This window comes from Cupriavidus sp. HY129 (assembly GCF_059492215.1).
In genome coordinates this window covers 2,120,044-2,139,647 of the sequence record NZ_CP083255.1, presented here as the reverse complement: position 1 = coordinate 2,139,647, position 19,604 = coordinate 2,120,044, and the positions used below count along the sequence as shown (strand labels likewise).

At 63.8% G+C, this 19,604-nt stretch carries 16 protein-coding genes; 5 read left to right on the top strand and 11 right to left on the bottom strand.

The window, feature by feature from the left end:
- The first annotated feature begins 54 nt into the window (after positions 1-54).
- Both K6G35_RS25925 and K6G35_RS25920 read left to right on the top strand, forming a co-directional pair.
- Positions 55-1,593, top strand: a complete 1,539-nt coding sequence (locus K6G35_RS25925; RefSeq protein ID WP_187192279.1) for a DHA2 family efflux MFS transporter permease subunit — start codon at positions 55-57, stop codon at positions 1,591-1,593.
- 285 nt (positions 1,594-1,878) lie between these two features.
- Entirely contained in the window at positions 1,879-3,561 is a 1,683-nt protein-coding gene (locus K6G35_RS25920; protein WP_035883640.1) for an amidohydrolase, read from the top strand.
- Positions 3,562-4,037: 476 nt separating this feature from the next.
- On the opposite strand, the gene K6G35_RS25915 is transcribed toward K6G35_RS25920, so the two are convergent.
- The 11 genes from K6G35_RS25915 to K6G35_RS25865 all read right to left on the bottom strand — a co-directional run bounded on the left by K6G35_RS25915 (position 4,038) and on the right by K6G35_RS25865 (position 13,725).
- Positions 4,038-5,420, bottom strand: coding sequence for a lactonase family protein (locus K6G35_RS25915; protein WP_495676554.1), 1,383 nt, complete (start codon positions 5,418-5,420; stop codon positions 4,038-4,040).
- 780 nt (positions 5,421-6,200) lie between these two features.
- Positions 6,201-7,013: a YdcF family protein gene (locus K6G35_RS25910; RefSeq protein ID WP_495676553.1), complete on the bottom strand. Its 813-nt coding sequence runs from the start codon at positions 7,011-7,013 to the stop codon at positions 6,201-6,203.
- 75 nt (positions 7,014-7,088) lie between these two features.
- Entirely contained in the window at positions 7,089-7,868 is a 780-nt protein-coding gene (gene pcaD, locus K6G35_RS25905; RefSeq protein ID WP_495676552.1) for a 3-oxoadipate enol-lactonase, read from the bottom strand.
- Positions 7,869-7,883: 15 nt separating this feature from the next.
- Positions 7,884-8,168, bottom strand: coding sequence for a muconolactone Delta-isomerase (gene catC / locus K6G35_RS25900; RefSeq protein ID WP_008646082.1), 285 nt, complete (start codon positions 8,166-8,168; stop codon positions 7,884-7,886).
- A 28-nt stretch (positions 8,169-8,196) separates the two neighbouring features.
- Positions 8,197-9,255, bottom strand: coding sequence for a cyclase family protein (locus K6G35_RS25895; protein WP_495676551.1), 1,059 nt, complete (start codon positions 9,253-9,255; stop codon positions 8,197-8,199).
- A 22-nt stretch (positions 9,256-9,277) separates the two neighbouring features.
- Positions 9,278-9,574: a YciI family protein gene (locus tag K6G35_RS25890; RefSeq protein WP_008646080.1), complete on the bottom strand. Its 297-nt coding sequence runs from the start codon at positions 9,572-9,574 to the stop codon at positions 9,278-9,280.
- A 22-nt stretch (positions 9,575-9,596) separates the two neighbouring features.
- Complete coding sequence (locus K6G35_RS25885; protein WP_317915475.1) at positions 9,597-10,934, bottom strand: short-chain fatty acid transporter; 1,338 nt, start codon at positions 10,932-10,934, stop codon at positions 9,597-9,599.
- 384 nt (positions 10,935-11,318) lie between these two features.
- Positions 11,319-11,789 carry a DoxX family protein gene (locus K6G35_RS25880; RefSeq protein ID WP_011519116.1) on the bottom strand — a complete coding sequence of 157 codons (471 nt, stop codon included), beginning with the start codon at positions 11,787-11,789 and terminating at the stop codon, positions 11,319-11,321.
- Between the two features lie 25 nt (positions 11,790-11,814).
- Positions 11,815-12,576, bottom strand: a complete 762-nt coding sequence (locus K6G35_RS25875) for an HvfC/BufC N-terminal domain-containing protein (protein ID WP_495676550.1) — start codon at positions 12,574-12,576, stop codon at positions 11,815-11,817.
- A complete protein-coding gene (gene bufB, locus K6G35_RS25870) occupies positions 12,573-13,409 on the bottom strand; it encodes an MNIO family bufferin maturase (protein WP_186425184.1) in 837 nt (278 codons plus the stop codon). The genes K6G35_RS25875 and bufB overlap by 4 nt, the downstream gene beginning before the upstream one ends.
- A 31-nt stretch (positions 13,410-13,440) precedes the next feature.
- Positions 13,441-13,725, bottom strand: a complete 285-nt coding sequence (locus K6G35_RS25865) for a BufA1 family periplasmic bufferin-type metallophore (protein ID WP_008646072.1) — start codon at positions 13,723-13,725, stop codon at positions 13,441-13,443.
- A 326-nt stretch (positions 13,726-14,051) separates the two neighbouring features.
- Here K6G35_RS25865 and K6G35_RS25860 point away from each other — a divergent pair, with 326 nt between their 5' ends.
- From K6G35_RS25860 to K6G35_RS25850, 3 genes are all read left to right on the top strand, one after another.
- Positions 14,052-14,636, top strand: a complete 585-nt coding sequence (locus tag K6G35_RS25860; protein WP_008646071.1) for a sigma-70 family RNA polymerase sigma factor — start codon at positions 14,052-14,054, stop codon at positions 14,634-14,636.
- Positions 14,633-15,274: a DUF1109 domain-containing protein gene (locus K6G35_RS25855; RefSeq protein ID WP_495676549.1), complete on the top strand. Its 642-nt coding sequence runs from the start codon at positions 14,633-14,635 to the stop codon at positions 15,272-15,274. The genes K6G35_RS25860 and K6G35_RS25855 overlap by 4 nt, the downstream gene beginning before the upstream one ends.
- Before the next feature lie 168 nt (positions 15,275-15,442).
- Positions 15,443-19,597, top strand: a complete 4,155-nt coding sequence (locus K6G35_RS25850; protein WP_495676548.1) for a hypothetical protein — start codon at positions 15,443-15,445, stop codon at positions 19,595-19,597.
- Positions 19,598-19,604: the final 7 nt, after the last annotated feature.

Below are 19,604 nucleotides of genomic sequence, written 5' to 3'. Positions count from 1 at the left end.
GTTCCACCCGTAGCGCCACCCGTTACCCCGATACACTCACCCGGCGAACTGCCGATGGGTGCGCGGGTGTTCGCCTTTGCCTCGATGTGCGTGGGCATGTTCATCGCCCTGCTGGACATCCAGATCGTCTCCGCGTCGCTGCGCGATATTGGTGGTGGGCTGTCCGCAGGCGCGGACGAGACGGTGTGGGTCCAGACCGCCTACCTGATCGCGGAGATCATCGTCATCCCGTTATCCGGCTGGCTCGCGCGCGTCATGTCCACACGCTGGCTGTTTGCCGTATCGGCCGCCGGGTTCACGGCTACCAGCCTGCTCTGCGGCATCGCGTGGAATATCCAGAGCATGATCGCCTTCCGCGCGGCGCAGGGCTTTCTCGGCGGGTCGATGATCCCCATGGTCTTCACCACCGTTTTCGCGTTCTTCCAGGGGCGTCAGCGTGTGGCCGCTGCCGCGATCATCGGTGGCCTGGCGTCGCTGGCCCCCACCCTTGGCCCGACCATCGGCGGCTGGATCACCGACAATTTTTCGTGGCACTGGCTGTTCTTCATCAACCTGGTGCCGGGTATCTTCGTGACGATCGCGGTGCCGGCGCTGGTCAAGATCGACGAGCCCGACTGGTCGCTGCTCAAGGGGGCGGACTACCTCGGCATCGTACTGATGGCGCTGTTTCTTGGCTGTCTCGAATACACCCTGGAGGAAGGCCCCCGCTGGGACTGGCTGGGCGACCGGACGATCCTGACCACGGCCTGGATCTCGGGGCTGGCCGGCATCGGTTTCCTGTGGCGTTCGCTTACGTACAAGAACCCGGTGGTAGATCTACGCGCGCTGAAGGACATCAACTTCGCGCTCGGATGTTTCTTCTCGTTCGTGGTCGGCATCGGAATCTTCGCGACGATCTATCTGACACCGTTGTTCCTAGGTCAGGTACGCGGCTTCAGCGCCCTGCAGATCGGGCTGGCGATCTTCTCCACGGGCCTGTTCCAGGTGCTATCGATACCGTTCTACGCCTACCTGGCGAACCGCGTAGATCTACGTTGGCTGCTGATGTTCGGCCTCGCCCTGTTTGCGCTATCGATGTGGAATTTCGCACCGATCACGCACGACTGGGGCGGCGCGGAGCTGCTATTTCCGCAGGCCTTGCGGGGTATGGCGCAGCAGTTCGCCGTGGCGCCCACCGTTACGCTGACGCTTGGCGGCTTACCGCCGGCACGGCTCAAGCTGGCATCCGGGCTATTCAACCTGATGCGCAACCTGGGCGGCGCCATCGGCATTGCCGCCTGCGCGACGATCCTCAACGACCGGACCAACCTGCACTTCCTGCGTCTGGCGGAACATCTGAACATTCGCAACGAGTCCATGGCTGCTTTCCTCAACGAGGCAACCACGCACGCGATGACGTTGAACAACGAGATCAGCGATGGCAATGCGGCCGCCCTGAAGCAACTCTGGGCGCTGACCATGCGCGAGGCTCACACGCTGACCTACGCCGATGCGTTCCTCGCGATCTTCGTGTGCTTTGTCATCGCGGTTCCAATGGTCGTGCTAATGCGAAAGGTTGCACCGCCGAGCGCGCCGTCTGCGGATGCCCATTGAACGCCAGCTGAATGTCGATTGACCGTCCGATGAACTTCTACTGAGCGGCTATCGAACGTCCATTGGTAACGGTCACGCCGAACGCCCTTGTTTCGGCATTTCCCCGCCTATCGCCCCCTTCTTTTTTCTCTTATGATGCGGCGCACTGTACTACTCGTGCGCCGTCCGATTTCGGCCAGACCAATGTCTGCAATGTCCGATCAAGTACATACAAAGAAGGTGGGCCGGTACTACCATCGCCGGCCACAACACTAAAAAACAAAGCACAACGAAAGGGAGAGATTCTTGAAGAAAGTCATCCGTACCAGTCTGGTAGCGTTGGCAGCCGCCATGACCATGATGCACGCCCACGCAGCCCCAACGCTGGTGGAGTCCGTGCAGGGCTACACGCTGCAGCACGATCAGATCGTGCAGTTCAGCGGCCTCGTGTTCGACCAGGGCAAGGTCGTGGCCACCGGTGACGCCGCTGCCCTGCGCGCGAAGTACCCCGATGCCAAGCGTATCGACGGTCAGGGCAAGACATTGCTGCCGGGCCTGATCGACGCCCACGGCCACGTGTTCCGCCTGGGCTTCAAGACGACCGAGATTTCGCTCTCCGGCACGCGCGACCTGCAGGAAGCTCAGGGCCTGATCCGCGCCTACGGTCAGAAGAACCCTCAGCGACAGTGGCTGCTCGGCTATGGCTGGAATCAAGTGAACTGGAAGCTGGGCCGCTTCCCGACCTCCGCTGAACTCGATGCCGCAGTGTCGGACCGCCCGGTGCGTCTGGTACGCGTGGATGGCCATGCCGCGTGGCTGAACACCAAGGCCCTGCAGGCGGCCGGCATCACGCGTGATACCAAGGACCCGGCCGGTGGCCGTATCGAGCGCGACGCGGACGGCAACCCGACCGGCGTGCTGGTCGACAAGGCCATGGCGCTGGTCAACGATGTGATTCCGCCCTACACCGACAACGATCGCCGTGCCGCGCTGGCCGCCGCCGTCGCACACATGAACGCGCTGGGCCTGACCGCCGTGGGCGATGCCGGCGTGACCGTGGCCGACGACCGCATCTATCGTGAGTTCGCCGACCAGGGCAAGCTGAACACCCGCATCTACGGGATGATTCGCGACACGGGCGACGACTTCAAGGCCCTTTCCGCCAAGGGGCCGCTGATCGGCTACGGTAATGACCGCTATTACCTGCGTGCCGTGAAGCTCTACGGCGATGGCGCGCTGGGCAGCCGTGGCGCCGCGCTGATGGAGCCCTACACCGACGACCACGCCCATAGCGGCCTGCTCTTCATGAGCGATGCCGCGATGCAGACCGCCGTGAAGACCGCCCTCAAGGCTGGCTACCAGGTCAATGTGCACGCCATCGGCGACAAGACCAATCACCAGGTGCTCGACGCCATGGAAGTGGCCTACAAGGATGTGGGCGGCCGCGACCTGCGCAACCGGATCGAACACGCCCAGGTGGTCTCGCTGCCTGATATTCCGCGCTTCAAGAAGCTGGACCTGATCGCGTCGATGCAGCCCACGCACGCCACCAGCGACATGAACATGGCGGAAGACCGTATCGGCAAGGAACGCATCAAGGGCGCCTATGCCTGGCAAACCTTCCTGAAACAAGGCACCGTGATTGCCGGCGGCTCGGACTTCCCGGTGGAATCGGCCAACCCGTTCTACGGCCTGCACGCAGCGGTGACGCGTACCGACCATGAAGGCCGCCCGATCCACGGCTGGCACCCCGAGGAAGCGATGACCCTGCCGCAGGCATTCCGCGCGTTCACGCTGGACGCCGCCTACGCCGAGCATCAGGAAAAGACGCTGGGCTCGCTGGAGACCGGCAAATGGGCCGACTTCATCGTGGTGGACCGCGACCTGTTCAAGGTAGCCCCGGCCGATATCTGGAAGATCCAGGTACTGGAAACGTGGGTGGCAGGCGAACGCGTGTATGCGAAGGGTGAGCAGTCGGCGCAGCGCTGAACCGAGTCGTGACCGTGCCGTGATGGCGTGATAGCCGTTGCATGGCAAGAAAGCCCGCTCTCTTCACAAGAGCGGGCTTTTTTCTTTGCCTCTTTCCTGAATCCGATTGACGCCGTCGCGTTGAGGCGGACGAGCGTACGGGGAGCCTGCTGGCGACCAGATTGATAGGGATTCGGGATCGGCCGGGAAGAAACAGACGCATCCCCTGCTGCCGGGAGGCGACCGGGAGGGGTTCGTCCGCGTTCGGCCATCAAGGGTCATTCATCTGCAACCGTCCTGGATCAAACAGGTGGCCGTTCCTGTCCACTCAACGGTCACTTTGACAGAACTCCATTCCAGTTGTCGGGAGTACTTTCGTAAAGTCATCATCTTGACGCCACGGCCACGCACAAGAGAGAACTGATGGATATCAACACTGATATCCACCAGTTCTCTCGTCCGATTCACGCCCCAGATCCCGGATGACCGCTGCTTACTTAATGCGTTGGCGCGTAGGTTACGACGATGCCTGAAGGCGAAGTGTTCGGCACAATTGCCATTGCCGTGAGGGCCCCATTGACACCAATCGCGTACTGCGAGATGGAATTGCTATCCCGATTCGCCACATAGGCGTACTTGCCCGTCGGGTCGACGGATACGGAAGTCGGACTGGTTCCCGCGGTCACTGCAGCGGTTATCTCCGTGAGCGCACCGTTGGCGCCAATCGCGTACTGCGAGACGGTTCGTCCAGAAAAATTCGCCACATAGACGTATTTGCCCGTCGGGTCGACGGTTACGGACGTTGGCCTATTTCCCGCATTCACTGCGGCGGTTATCTGCGCGAGCGCGCCGTTGGCACCAATCGCGTATTGCGAGACGGTCCCATCAGAAAGATTCGCTACATAGGCGTATTTGCCCGTCGGGTCAGTCGTTACGGATGTCGGCCAATTTCCTGCTGTCACTGCGGCGGTTATCTGCGCGAGCGCGCCGTTGGCACCAATCGCGTATTGCGAGACGGTGTTGCTAGCCAAATTCGCTACATAAGCGTATTTGCCCGTCGGGTCGATGGTTATGGACGCCGGCGAATTTCCCGCGGTCACTGCAGCGGTTATTTCCGTGAGCGCGCCGTTGGCACCAATCGCGTATTGCGAGACGGTGTTGCTACCCGAATTCGCTACATAAGCGTATTTGCCCGTCGGGTCGACGGCTACAAAATTCGGAGAATGTCCCGCTCCCACAGCGGCCGTTATCTCCGTGAGCGCGCCGTTGGCTCCAATCGCGTACTGCGAGACGGTGCCCCCGTTGAAATTCACCGCATAAGCGTACTTGCCCGTCGGGTCTACGGTTAGGGCTATCGGCTGACCTCCCGCTGGCACCGTGGGGGTTGCCATCGCCATGAGCACCCCGTTGGTACCAATCGTGTACTGCGAGACAGTGTTGGCAGTTTGATTCGTCACGTAGGCATACTCGTTTCTCGAACAGGTAATTGAGATGTCGCTCACCGCACCAGAGGCGACCGTACCAGAGCCGCTGGCCACCACACAGGTTTGCCCCATCGGCTGAGTATTGACCGTCACTGCATAACTCGCGCCCGAAGTGACTTGCGTCGGAAAACTGAAAGCACCGTTTGCATTGATCGTCAGCGCGTCACCGCCGTTATCCTGCAGCGTGACTAGGGTGCCACGGACCAGCCCGGAGATCGTTCCGCCTATTGTGTAGGTACTGGGTGTCGTCGGAGCGGGGGACGAACCGCCTACTGTGTCGGTACCGGGTGTCGTCAGAGCGGAGGACGAGTCGCCTCCACCACAGGCCGACAGCCCCAGCGTTGCCGTTACGCTGATCACCAGAGCAGGAACAAGATGAGATAGGCCACGAGACATCGAGAATCCTTTTCGTGTTGTTTGTTTGAGGAAGGAGCCACTTTCTTTATTGGCAGCGGCAGTTGGGGCCCGTGGATTGGGACATACCCTTGCGGGCAAATATGCGTCAGCCGCTCCCCATGGGGGAAAGACCCGGCAGAAGAGAGGTTCTACAAACGCCATAAATAACGGCCGAAGCCGCCAGCACTTGAGAGGTTCCGATCCCCCAAAGGCCATGATAAGAGAGATTTCTATTTCGAAAATCATGGGAAAACTACCCTCCTCGGCCAATTGCGGTCAGTCGATGTCGGTCACACCGTTTTCAACGGTAATGCTTTGGAGAATCGCAAGCTCAATGATTACCGCATTGAGGCCGGGGCTGATGCCGTGAGGCAGCTTGATCGTCTGAAGGAATTGGCTCGAGGAGCACCGGCTCACGATCTGGAATATCCTGACTGGCATATTTGACGGGTATACCCTGCGGTCATGCCTGTCAATAAAGCATTCGCACAGAACGGCACCCCTGCGTGTACCCGAAGCGCAAACGGGGAAATGACCGCTTTGGAGATAGCTGAAAGACCGGAACGGGTGGTTTCCCGACACCCCCCAAATCACCAAGAAAAAAGAAAAAGCCCTCAGGCCGGGAGGAATGAGGGCTGGAAGTGGTAGCAGGCGAGTCGCGGCAAACGCCTGTCGAGGCATGATGACCGCATCGCCTGCCGTTGCACATCGCTAATTCTGGGGATATGCACGGCCGGCGGCTCTGCTTATCGGACCTGCGGACGCCGTCCGGAATGTCTTTTAGTACTCTCCAAGCATCCAGCCGCTGATACACGCGAAATACTCGCGCAGCCAGGCGTTGTAGCGGATATAGAGCGGCGTGGCGGCAGCTGCGCCGGAAAGTGTCGTAAAGCCCGCTTTGCGGGCGATCCGCTCCGCGCGCAGCAGATGGAAGTCGCTGGTCACCACCATCACGGGATCGGTAGCACGGACGCCGTGTTGGGCCAGTATCTCGCGGCTGAACTGCATGTTTTCCGCCGTGCTGGTGCTGCGGTCCTCGCGGATCAGGCGATCCGGCGCCAGACCGTGCGCCAGCAGGTAGTCCCCCATGATGCCGGCCTCGGTGCAGGGCAACCGGCCGAAATCCTGCCCACCGCTGACGACCACCGATGCCGCCGGAAAACGGCTGGCCTGTTGCAGCCCTTCATCGAGCCGGGCCGCGAGCGTGGGCGATACCTCGCAGTTGGGCGATCCTGAACCCAGAATGACGATCGCCACGGGGGCACCCGCCGCCGATGCGTTCGGCGCCAGGTCGGCGATGCCGTGGCGCATGTGCTGGAAGAACATGGCGACGCTGGCCAGCCACACGATCAACCCGGCCCAGCCGGCGCGCCAGAGCCATTGCCGCCATGGCACCGCTGCGCGCCACCGGGCGATGGCGGCCCAGCGCCAGGCCAGGCCCATCAGGGCGACACCCAGCGAAAACGGCAGCACGATGCCGAAGTTGAACACGCCCATCAGCATCAGAGCGATGCCGTCGCCCGCCAGCAAGGCTCCCACCACAGCCATGGCCAGTCGCCATGCAGGCTTGCCGCCGTACTGCTTGTCGATCATCACCCGCCCGAGAAGTTGTCGTCAGGCGGGCAATGCTACCCGCACCGCGTGGCGACGGGCAAATGACCGCTCGGCTCAGCTGCCGAGAAACGTCAGCACCGCCTGGGTGAAGTCCTCCACCTGCTGCAGATTCGACAGGTGGGCGGCGTACAACTCCGTGTAGCGGGCGCCGGGGATCGTGTCGGCCAGATAGCGGCCGTCGGCGGGCGGCGTGGGGATATCGCCCGAGCCGGCGATCACCAGCGTCGGCGTCTGGATGCGCTGGATCTCGGCGCGCAGATCGGAGTCGCGCACGGCCAGGCAGTTGGCGGCATAGCCGCTCGGATTGGTGGCGCCGAGCATGGCTTGCAGGCGCTGCACCAGTTCCGGCTGCTGGGCGCTGAAGTCCGGGGTCAGCCATTTGTCGACCACGGCCGCCGTGATCGCGGCCATGCCCTCGCGCTCCACCAGCGCGGCGCGATTGGTCCAGTTCTCGGGCGGGCCGATATAGGCCGCGGTGTTGCACAGCACGAGGCGGTTCAGGCGATCGGCGTGATGCAGCGCCAGCCACATGCCGGTGATGCCGCCCATCGACAACCCGCAGAAATGCACGCGCTGCAGACCCAGATGGTCGAGCAGCCCGATCACATCGCCGCCAAGCTGCGCGATGCTGTACGGGCCGGGCGTGACGCCCGACTCGCCATGGCCGCGCGTGTCATAGCGCAGCACGCGGAAGTGTTGGGACAGCGCGGCGATCTGCGGCTGCCACATGTCGGCGGTGGTGCCGAGCGAGTTGGAGAGCACCAGCACTGGCAGGTGCTCGGCGCCATCCAGGCGGTAATGGATCCGGACGTCGGAGAGGTCGGCGAAAGGCATGACGGCTCCCGTGGCTCAGTTCTGCGCGATGGCCGAGCCGTGCTGCGCCAGCGCGGTGACCTTCATTTCCATGTACGGATACAGCGGCAGGCCGGTCAGCAGCGTGTGCAGTTCGTCGGCATCCTTTACGTCGAAGATGCTGACGTTGGCATAAAGGCCAGCCACGCGCCACAGATGGCGCCACTTGCCGTCGCGCTGCAGTTGCTGCGAATAGGCTTTTTCCTTGGCCTTGATTGCGTCGGCCACTTCCGGGTCAAGCGATTGAGGGATGCGGACGGTCATTTCCACCATGAACAGCATGTGGGGGCTCCTTGTGAATCCGGCGAAATCAGACGGTGGCGACGGGCGTCACCGGCGACCCCATCGCACCCGGCAGCCGCAGCGGCGGCGCCGACAGGAAAAAGTGATGGCGACCCTCGGCACGCAGCCATGCGGCGAGATCGCGCAGGTACCACAACTCGCCCAGCGGCAGGCCGAGCTTGAACAGGCAATGATGATGCAGCGGCAGCATCGGCACCGGCCCTGCTCCCTCCGGCGCGGGCCGTGCCGGATAGCGCTCCACGGCGTAATTGTCCGCGGCGATCGCGGCGATGCCGGAATCGGTGATCCATTGCAGCAGGCGTTCGTCGCGGCCGTCCAGCGCGCAGCAGCTATGGTGCAGCACCTCGGCGTCGGGTTGGCCGGCCATCTCCATCACCATCTCGGCAAACCCGGTGCGCAGCACAAGGATGTCGCCGGGTTCGACCACGATGCCATCGGCCTCGATCACGCGCATCAGGTCGTCGTATCCGACCGTGCGGCACTCGCGCCCGTAATGCGCGGCCAGATCGACCAGCACGCCACGCGCCTGGATACCGTGCGCGGCGAAGGTCTCGATGCCGAGCGCGTTGGCGTGGCTGTGGTCATGGCCGCACGGGTGCGCGGAGAAATGATCGCCTTCCGCGTAGTCGACCGGGCCGACGATGTCGGTATTGGGGCGAAAGCCGTTGTAGTAGACCCGCTCGGCCACGCCGTCGCCGTCGGCATCGAACAGCGCGCCGACGTGGGCCAGGGAATCCCACTGCGTCGAGTACTGCATCGACAGCAGTACCTGGTCGTCGCTCAAGACATCAAGCGCGTTTGGGTCGACCTTGGCCAGCGGAAAGTTGACGTACGCCACGTCGTCACGGAACGTGGGTCGCAGCACCGGCGGATGCCGGCGTGGATTGAGAACATTGCCGCCCGGCAGATCGAGTGGCAGGGACAGGCAGAACGTCTTGCCGCTGCGAATTTCGCGGGCGGCGGCACGCACGCGGTCCGCAGTAATCAGGTTCAGGCGGCCGAGCTGGTCGTCATCGCCGAAGTCGCCCCAGTTGGCGCCTTCGGGCCGTTTCTTCCATCGTTTCATGGCTGACGCTCCGGACTGGCGTTCAGAGATGGCAGACGCCATCCAGATACGCCTTGCGCCAGCGCACGATCCGGATGTCGGCGAACAGGCCGGCCGTGAAGAACGGATCGGCCTCGATCAGTGCTCGCGCGGCCTCGCGTGTATCCACGTCGACGATGTAGATGCCACCGCCGCCATCGCTGCCGTCATCATTGAGCTTGGCCCCGCAGGCCAGCAGCAGCTTGCTGTTCTCCGCCAGGAACTCCAGGTGCGCGGGCCGGTTGGCCTGGCGTACGTGCTGGTGTTCGGGCTTGTCGAAGGTCTCAATGAGGTACGGCATCGAATGTCTCCTGTATCGGTTGTCAGATCTGCGCGCCCCAGGCCAGCATGGCGACGATGTAGATCGCGCCGACCCAGAACATCATGATCACGGTGTAGCCCATCACGTCCTTGAGCTTCAGCTTCGACAGCGCCAGCGCTGGCAGAATCCAGAACGGCTGCACCAGGTCATTCCAGGCGTTGCCGAGCATGACCGACATCGACGTCTGCGCCACCGAGCTGTTGATGGCCTTGGCCGCGTCGATCATGAACGGACCCTGGATCACCCAGTGGCCACCGCCGGACGGCGCGAAAAAGTTGATCACGAACGAGCTGACCAGACCCCAGAACGGCAGCGTCTGCGGCGTGGCGATATCGACGAACACGCGCGAGATGCTGTCCACCAGCCCGGAGCCGGCCATGATCGCCATGATGCCTGCGTAGAACGGATACTGCAGGATGATGCCGGAGATCGTCTTGATGCCTTCGTTCAGTTTGGCCACGTAGTTGGCCGGGGTGCCCAGCAGCAGCACGCCGATAAACAGGATCAGGAAGTTGATCAGGTTCAGGTCCAGCGAACCACCCTGCGAGAAATGCAGCCCCGCGTAGGCCAGCCCGCACAGCCCGATGATCAGGCTCAGCAGGCGGCTGTTGTTCATGCGCGTGGCAAGCGTGTTCTCGATGCCCATGCTGTGGCCGTGCCCGGCGGCGCGGTCCTCGGCGGTGTTCTCCTCGCGGATTTCCACCACCTCCTTGACATCACGCGGGTGCAGCATCGCGTTGAGCAGCGGCAGCGTGACGATGACGGCAAGGCTCGTCAGCAGCATCGGCGTGGAGAAGATCGTCTCCTTGAGACCGATCACGCCCATCAGCTTTTCCATCGGGTGACCCGGGGTGGAGATCAGTACGGGGATGCTGGCGGACAGGCCCAGGCCATACATCGTGAAGCCGCTGTAGGCCGAGGCAATGATCAGGGGGTAATGCACACCCTTGACCTTCAGTGCCAGCTTGCGGGCGATGATGCCGCCGATCACCAGGCCGAAGCCCCAGTTCAGGTAGCTGCCGATACCGCCTACCAGCGTGGCCACGATGATGGCGCCGCGCGGCGTCTGCACGCGGGCGACGATGGCGTTGAGGAAGCGGTCGACCAGCGGCGCGGTGGCCAGCACGTAGCCCATCGCCAGAATCACCGCCATCTGGGTGGTGAACGAGAGCAGGTTCCAGAACCCCTTGCCCCAGTTCGTGATGACTGCCTGGGCGGCCTGTCCTTCTACCAGCATTGCCATGACCATCGTCAGCAACGTCAGGCCGATGGCGAATACAAAGGGGTCCGGCAAATACCGGCGCATCAGTTCAGTAAAGAACCCGGCGACCTTACTCAAGATCTGTCTCCTACGAAAGCCGAAATGAACGCATATCGAACTAGCGTTCTACATGCGAACGTCTTGTATGAAGATCGGGAGCGTAAAAGTCCGAATGCGCAAAGTCAAGTTAATGAATTGCTTAATTAGTGCGGAAGTCACAATGATCCGATGCTGCATCGCAGCGCGACATGGTCGGCCACGCCTGGGGCTTTCGGCCTTGTGAATACGCCGGGAATGCGATTGCGCAGTGCAGCATTGACGTGCGGACAGACGGCCTCGATCTGGCCGATATCCGCACAGAACCGCTATGCAGAAAGGGGAATGCCCCGGCCAACGAGCGTGCCGGGGCGGAAGGAAAAGACCCGAGAGGATTCTCGGGCCAGGTTGAGGTCCACTTGAGGGCTACTTGATGCCGAATCTCCGGTCGAGCGAGAAGGCGCCCGCACCCCGGCCAATCAGGAAGAGTTGCAGCGCGGCCCAGGTCAGGTGCGTGGGCCAGGCATCGGGATAGACAAAGATTTCGATGACCAGCGTCATCCCCAGCAGCGCGAATGCCGAAAATCGCGTGAACAGGCCGAGCACCAGCAGCACCGGAAACAGGTGCTCGGCGTACGCGGCCAGATGGGCCGCGAGCTCGGGCGGGATCAGCGGCAGGTTGTACTCCTGCTCGAACAGCGAATAAGTGCTGTCCTTGATCGTCAGCAGCCCGGTGACCTTGGTGCGGCCCGACAGGAAGAACACCGATGCAATTGCCAGCCGTGCCAGCAATGCCAGAAACGAGTCGCTGATCAGCCGCGAGGCCCGCGTTGTAAGGTTCGACCAGAGCGTGGTATCGGCCCGCACTGGGGAATCGGTATGAGATACGTTTGACATGGCTACCTCGGCAAGCTGGATAGGCTCAGTGAATGTCTGCGAAAACCCGCGTGCCAAGCAGCGTGGCCAGCAGGCGGGCGATGTCGATGCCGGGCTCGGCAATCGTGGCGGACTGGCAGGCGATCTGAAGGCTGGCGCCGGCAGCGCAGGCATCCAGAAAGGCGCACATGCCCTGCGTGGCGTGTTGCCAGACCACGGCACCTTCTGGCCGCGTCAGCAAGGCGCCCTCCCCGATCCAATCCAGTTCGCCTTCGAGGTCACGCTGCTCCCGATTTGCCCGCCAGATCGTGAACGCAGGCGTTTCGAACCAGCGCCAACGCACGCTGGCGCATGGACGTAGCGCCGCGCCAAGGAGATCGCCCCCGCTCAACGTGGCCAGCGCTGCCGCGTCCAGCGCCTCGTCATCGGCGGCCAGGTGGGACTCGGTCCAGAGGCGATCCAGACGTGCCACGTCTGGCAGGTATGGCAGTGCCGCGGCAGGCTCGAATCCCGACAGGAAGTCCGCGAATTCCTGCCCATACTCGATCAGGCAGACGCTGCGCGGGGGCTCCGCGCAGACGTGGATCAGTGCCGCCGCGCGAAACCAGTCCTCCCCTACCAGCCGCAGGACCGTCGGGAAATTCGCGGCCAGCGCATCCACACAGCCCTTGAGCACGGTGTTGCGATAGACCTTGAAGCCAGGCTGCTGCGTCAGCGGCGTGATTGGGGTCCACGGCGGCGCGATGCCCGGCGGCGCCAGAATGGCGCGCAGGAAGTCGTCCTGAAAGCGATGTCCGTTGGCGTTCATGATGTGGCGACCTCCGCGTCCAGGATGGACTGCGCGTGATTGCGCTCGTCGAGCAAGTCGGCGAATTCGGGAATGTTGTCGTCCCGTTCGATCAGCGTCGGACGCTCACCGACCCGCGCCACGAAGCGGCGATATAGCGACCAGACGGCCTCCGCCACCGGCGCATCGTGCGAATCGATCAGCAGTGACGCGCCGAACTCGTCGTCGAAGCTGTGTCCGGCCAGATGAATCTCCCGCACGGCTTCGGCCGGCACGCGTGTCAGGTAGTCCCACGCGTCGTAACCCATGTTTCGGGCGCTGACGTAAACATTGTTGATGTCGAGCAGCAACCCGCAGCCGGTGCGCCGCACCAGTTCGGCCAGAAAATCGGTCTCGCTCCAGTCGTGCTCGTCCATGCGCAGGTAGTGCGACGGGTTCTCCAGCGCGATGGCACATCCAAGGCGGTCCTGAACCCGGGAGATATTGGCCGCCACCTGCGCCAGTCGGGCCGTGGTCCGCGCCACCGGCAGCAGATCGGGCACGTAGCGCCCGTCCAGCGTCGACCACGCCAGATGCTCGGAAACCAGCACCGGCTCGATCCGCCGCAAAAGTGCGTGAAGCCGATCGAGATGCGCCTCGTCCGGCGGGGCATCGCCCGCCAATGACAGCGACACGCCGTGCAGTGCCACCGGATGGCGCTCCCTGATAGCCGTCAGCCACGCCAGGCGCGGACCGCCGGCCATCAGGTAGTTCTCCGGGTGGACCTCGAACCACAGGCCCGGCTCGGCGCATTGCAGCGCCTGCTCGAAGTGTTGCGGCTTGAGTCCAAGCCCCGCGCGTGGTGTCGCTGTCATGATTGACGTCTCCAACGGGCTGCCATCCGGCTTACATCGGCTTCAGCGTGCCCATGCCGTGCGGCGTCTTGATCGTCGCGCAGGTACCAACGGGCACGGACTTGAAGTGGTCGCGCTCGTAATCGGTCTTCTGGGTGCCGGCGCACGTCGTGCCCGCCCCCGCCTTGCAATCGTTCTGGCCGGCCATGGCCACGCCGTAGCACTTCTCCATGGCGGGCTTGTCCTTGGACTGCTGCATGGTGCTGTTCTGCGCCAGGGCGACGCCCGAAGTCAGGGCGGCCAGGGTCACGGCGGCGGCGAGCTTGATGGTGTTCATGGCGATACTCCTTGAGAGCGGATCAATGTGAAGGGAAGTCAGATATCCGTGGTCCCGCCCGGCCTGCCTTGCGGCGCAAGGTTGTTGGGCCCGGTGGTCGGATGATCTGACTGTCAATTCGCGGGGGATCGGTCACCGGTTACAGCCGCCCGGGAGAATATTTTTTTGTGGTCCGCTGTAACCGGATGGCGCCTGCCGACGAATAACGGAGAAGCACATGCACGCGGATTGTCGCCATGGGTGCACTCACATATCATTTCGAAGCGATCACCCCTGAACCTCGTGACGATGTTGATCGATCAAATCTCCGCGCAGTCGTCGCTTGCATGAAGCCCGCTCCCGAGCGCGCCGGCATGGAGGCCATGGATGCGGTGGAGCAGCGCCTGCGCGCGCTGCTCCTGGCCGGCCTGGGTGGCGATCAGGCCGCCTATCATGCATTCCTGACCGAACTGACCGGCCGGCTGCGCGCCTTTGTCCGGCGGCGGCTTTATCAGTTGCAGGATGAAGTCGAGGACATCGTCCAGGAAACGCTTCTGGCGGTGCACAACGCCCGGCACACCTACCGCGCCGATGAACCGCTGACGGCGTGGGTTTACGCGATTGCCCGCTACAAGCTGCTGGACTTCCTGCGTAGCCGTTCCCGTCACGGGGAGACGGAGTCGCTGGACGATGTCGCGGACATCCTCTGCCATAGCGACGATGCGCCGGCGCACGATGCACGACTCGATCTGAGCGGCCTGCTCGAGCAACTGCCGGACAAACAGCGGTTACCCATCCTGCATGTGAAGCTTGAGGGCCTGTCGGTGGCGGAGACCGCCCGGCTGACGGGGCTGTCCGAATCGGCGGTCAAGGTAGGTATTCATCGCGGGCTTAAGGCATTGGCCGCCAAAGCGCGCCTGTTCACATCATGAAGACAGACGATCTTATCTCCCTGCTGGCCACCGGCATCCGCCCGGTGGACCCGCACATCATGCGCCGGGCGTTCGTCCGGGCGCTCTGCGCCGGGGCCGCCGGCGCGCTCCTGCTGCTGACCATGACCTATGGGGTGCGCCCAGACATCCGCTTGATGCTGGTCACGCCGATCTTCTGGCTCAAGGTGGCGTTTCCGCTGTCGCTGGCAATCGGCGCATTCGTTGTGCTGAAACGGCTGGTGGTGCCCGGCGCGCAGGTGGGTACCCGTTGGGCGGTGCCGGGCGTGCCGGTGCTGGCGGTGTGGATCGGCGCCCTGGCGGTGCTGGCCAATGTTCCGGCAAGCCAGCGGCTGTCACTGATGCTCGGCATGACGTGGAGGACCTGCCCGTTCAATATCGTGTTCCTGTCCTTGCCGCTGTGCGTGGCGGTGGTCTGGGCGGTTCGGCAGATGGCCCCAACGAACCTCCGCGCCGCCGGCACCCTGGCGGGGCTGCTCGCCGGTTCGGTGGCAACCATCGTCTATTGCCTGCATTGCCCGGAAATGGAGGTCCCGTTCTGGGCAATCTGGTATCTGGCCGGGATGCTGATTCCGGCGGCGTTGGGCTGGCTGCTCGGTCCGCGCCTGTTGCGCTGGTGAGACGCCACGGCCACACCCTGCCCCCCGCGCGTGGCCCGTCTCAGATCTGATCTGCAAGATATCGAATTCCGCAAACGCGCGGACTGAATATATTGGCTGTGTCCCGGGACGCTGCCCGTGACCCCGTTTCTTGCAAACAATCAGAACATTCTCTGAAAGGGGGCTGCGATGGTCAGCAGAGTCCCGCGCAAGCCGACGCCTGCCGCCGGCAAGACAGCTTCAGTCAAAACGCGTGTCGATGGCCCCGTGGTAATCCGGCCGATCCCGATTCCGATTCCGCTCCCTGTCGCGCCCGATCCCAATCAGAATTTCTTCGACGCGGGCCGCCCCGGCCAGCCGGTGGTCCGCCAAGACGACCTGCTCGTGCTGCGGGTGGAACTGAACAATCTGACCGTGCAGCGAGGCAGCCCGCCACGACTGCGCAAGACCGGCAGCGGCGTGGCCACGCTGGTCCTGCATTTTCCGCCTCAGTCGATCTTCGAGCAGGCGTTCGCCGAATCCTCCCCGCCAGCCGTTGATCCCCCCGTCACGCTGCCGGCGCGCGCCCGTATCGCGGGCGAATCGCGGATCGCGTTTGCCGTGCCTGATGGCTTCGATATCCCTTACACGCTCGAAGGCGTGCTCACGGCCGTGCGCGATCTGCCGCTGGCCGTGGGCGCCAACGCCCTGCCGCCCACGGCCGCGCAACCGCCCCTGTCTTTTCCCGAATGGCTCGGCGGGCTGATCGCGCACGCAACCGGCAGCCTGACGCTGGCCCAGCGCGCCGCCCTGCCGAGCGTCACGCTACGCAACCTGAAGCTCGCATCGGTCCAGCGCGATACGTCGACGCTTGAGCGGCGGCAGGTGGCTCCGGCTACGTCACGGCGCCGTGCGGCCCTGCCGGCCATCGACGTTCGCCGGGGCGTTACCACGGACGTCGGGCTCGGCCCGATCCTGTCGGGCCTGAAACCCCGTCCCGCCGAGCCTACCGCCCAGCAGACCGCGCTGGAGGTACCCTGGCGCCTGATCCTGAGCCCCGATGCCGATGAGCGCTGGCATCACGCGGTGGCGCCAGTCACCACGCCGGACGGGCATACGGAGCTATGGCACACCCAGCTCGTGGCACCCACCGATCAGGGCACCATCGTGCCGCCTCACCCCGATCCCAACCGCATCGTGCGCGCGGTCTGGGCGCTGGCGGGTGAAGGGACGTCGAAGCCGATCCAGGCCAAGTTTCCAACCGCCGCCGGGGAACTGCCCGATCCCGCGGACATGCCGTTCAAGGCAGCGCTCAACGACAGGGACCGCTACAGCATTGTCCATCTGTCGTCCAATTTCTCGCGTTCGGGCTATACCCCCGCCGCGATTCCTGCCGATCAGTTGATGCTCTCCGCGCTGGGCGCGTGGATCGACGTGCGTGGCATATGGGACGGCCCCCAGTCGATCGATCTCGTCGCCTGGACCCATCGCGGCAGCATGGGGCGTGACCACTACGTGCGCACGGTCAAGCGCGGGTTTCTATGGCCCTTCGGGCACCGGGCGGTGCTGGTCGAAATCACCGAGCGAAAATTCCAGCATGGCGGCGTGCCCGGCAATGCGGCGGTGCTGCGCAAGCGCACGTTCATCATCGTGCGCGAACGCGAGCGCGCCTTCACGGAGACCGATCTGCGCGGTACCGATGGCCGCACGCAACTGCATCTACAGATGCCCCTGACCAGCGTGCGCATCCTGAGCCTGGTGACGCCGGACCTGAGCCCCGTAACGCCGACGACGACCCCGATCTGGCCCCTGGTCGGCGGCGTGCCGTTTCCATTCCGCTGCGAAGGCACGGATCTCGACGGGCGCGCCATCCGCTTCGACCTGCCGATGGTGTTCATGTATGAATCCATCGCCATGGACGCCAGCACTGCGAACGACACGTTCGCCAAAGCGCAGACGCTTTGGGATCAAGGCCTGCCACCCGGCGACGTCCCCGGCACGGGACGTGGCGCGACGATGGCGCCGCAATCGATGACGCTGGCCCGCAGCGCGCAGCCCGGTGACACGATGCTGGAGGTGCGCGAGCTGCGCTTCGGCGCGGAAGCCGGCACCGGCAATCCAACGCTGAAGGCGTACGGCCAGACCCAGCAGCGTCCCGCCTTCTATCCGAAGGTGGTTCGGGCCACGGTGCGCATTCCTGCATTGGCGCAGCTTACCGGCAGCGGCGACGCCAACGTGGTGGAATGGAACAACACCTACCTGACCAGCGAGTTCGGCGCGGATAACAAGGGGCAGGTGTTCGTCAACATCGTGCCAAACGATCCGAAGAACAAGGCCCGGCTCGATTTCTCCGCACAGGGGGATCGCGCCGGCGGCTTCGTCCAGCCGAACCTCAATCCGAGCGCGGTGTCTCGCCTGACGGGGCCGGTCACCGGCACTGTGGCCGATTTCGTGGGCGGAAGCATGACCGGCTCGGATGCCTTCCCCAGCGCCGGGCTGCCCAACCTTCCGTTGCTGTTCGGATGCATTCCACTTGGCGCGGTCATCGAGACAGTGACGTCGTTGGTGGACACGCCCGAGCAGGTGCCGCGCTTCGTCTCGGAGTGCGGCAGCCAGGCCGAACTATTCCTGAACGGTCTGGCGCAGCTTTATGCCGCCTTGCCTGGGCTGGCCGGGCAGACCGGCAGCGCCGCCACGGGCGGGGTGAGCGCCATCGGCTCGACGGTGGCAGACCTGAAACAGCAGGCCGCCACCTACGCACCGGGGCTCGTTGCCGATGCGCAGGCGCGACTGGACGCCCTGCAAGCCGCGCTGACCGCGCTCAGCAACGCTATCGCGCCACTGGTCAACACGTCGATCGACGCAGCGCCTGCTCTGCCCAATCTCGCCACGGCGATCACGGCTGTGCAGAGCGCCTCGGATCAATTGCGCGCCACCGCGGGTGCGACGGTCGCTGGTGTCTCGCTACCCTCTGGCCTGCGTCAGTCGTTGGTTCAGGCCGCCAACGTTGCCTCTGCGCTTGCTGGCGACCTCGGCACGGTGGCCGCGCTGGTGGCCGAAGGCAAGGCGCTGTTCGCCGCGCTCGATGCGATCCTCGGCGACTCGAAGGCGTTCCAGGCCCTCCTGAGCGATTCGGATGCGCTTTTTGCCCACCTCAAGGCCGTGCAGAACGCGCTGGCGCCGCTGCGGAATACCCTCGCCAACTTCCGGCTGCTCGAAGGCGCGGCGCGCCAGACGCTGTTGAACGTACTCGACGCGATGACGCAGGCGCTCGCAGTGAGCGATGATGTGCTCCGCACGCTTTTGCAGGTGCTGTTCGGCGATGAACTGACCATCCGCTTCAACTGGAACCCGCGCATCGTCAGTTGGCCGGCCTCCGGCCCGATCTTTCACCCCAACGACCCCGCCGGCTTTTCGGTAGCCGTGGAGGCCAAGGTCAAGAAATCAGGCGGCGGGCAGCCGAAGCTGACGGTCGTCAGTTCGCTCAAGCATTTCGACCTGATCCTGATAGGCGCCGCCGGCTTCCTGGAACTGAATTTCGAGAAGATCGAATTCCGCGTCGGCACCGCCGACAAGATGAACGTCGACGTGCTGCTCAATGACATCAAGTTCATCGGCCCACTCTCGTTCGTGGAGACGCTGCGCGACCTGATACCGCTCGATGGCTTCTCCGACCCGCCCTACCTCGACATTTCCACCAAGGGGATCGATGCGGGCTTCAACGTGGCCCTGCCGTCGATCTCGGTGGGCATGTTCAATCTCAGCAACCTTGCGCTGGGCGCCGGGTTCACGGTGCCGTTCATTGGTCAGCCGCTGGCGGTGCGGTTCAACTTCTGCACGCGCGAGCAGCCGTTCAATCTGTCGGTCTGCATGTTCGGCGGCGGCGGGTTCTTCGGCATCACGCTTGATCCGGGCGGCATCCAATTGCTGGAAGCCTCATTCGAGTTTGGCGCCAGCATCTCGGTCAACCTCGGCGTGGCATCTGGTGGTGTCCATGTCATGGCCGGCATCTATTTCCGCATGGAGCAGGACAACTGCGCCCTGACCGGCTATTTCCGCCTTGGCGGCAGCGTCAGCGTGCTGGGGTTGATCACGGCGTCGATCGAACTGTACCTTGCGCTGGCGTACGAATCGCAAAGCGGCAAGTGCGTGGGGCGCGCGCAGTTGACGATCGAAGTCGAGGTATTCCTGTTCTCCACCAGCGTCACGATCAGTTGCGAGCGAAAGTTCGCCGGCGCGAACGGCGACCCGACCTTCCGCGAACTCATGGGGCTGCAGCCGGCCCTGCCGCTGACGGACGAACTGGCGCTGATCCACGACGACACCGAGTACGCCTGGCGGCAGTACGCCGAGGCATTTGCCTGACCCGACG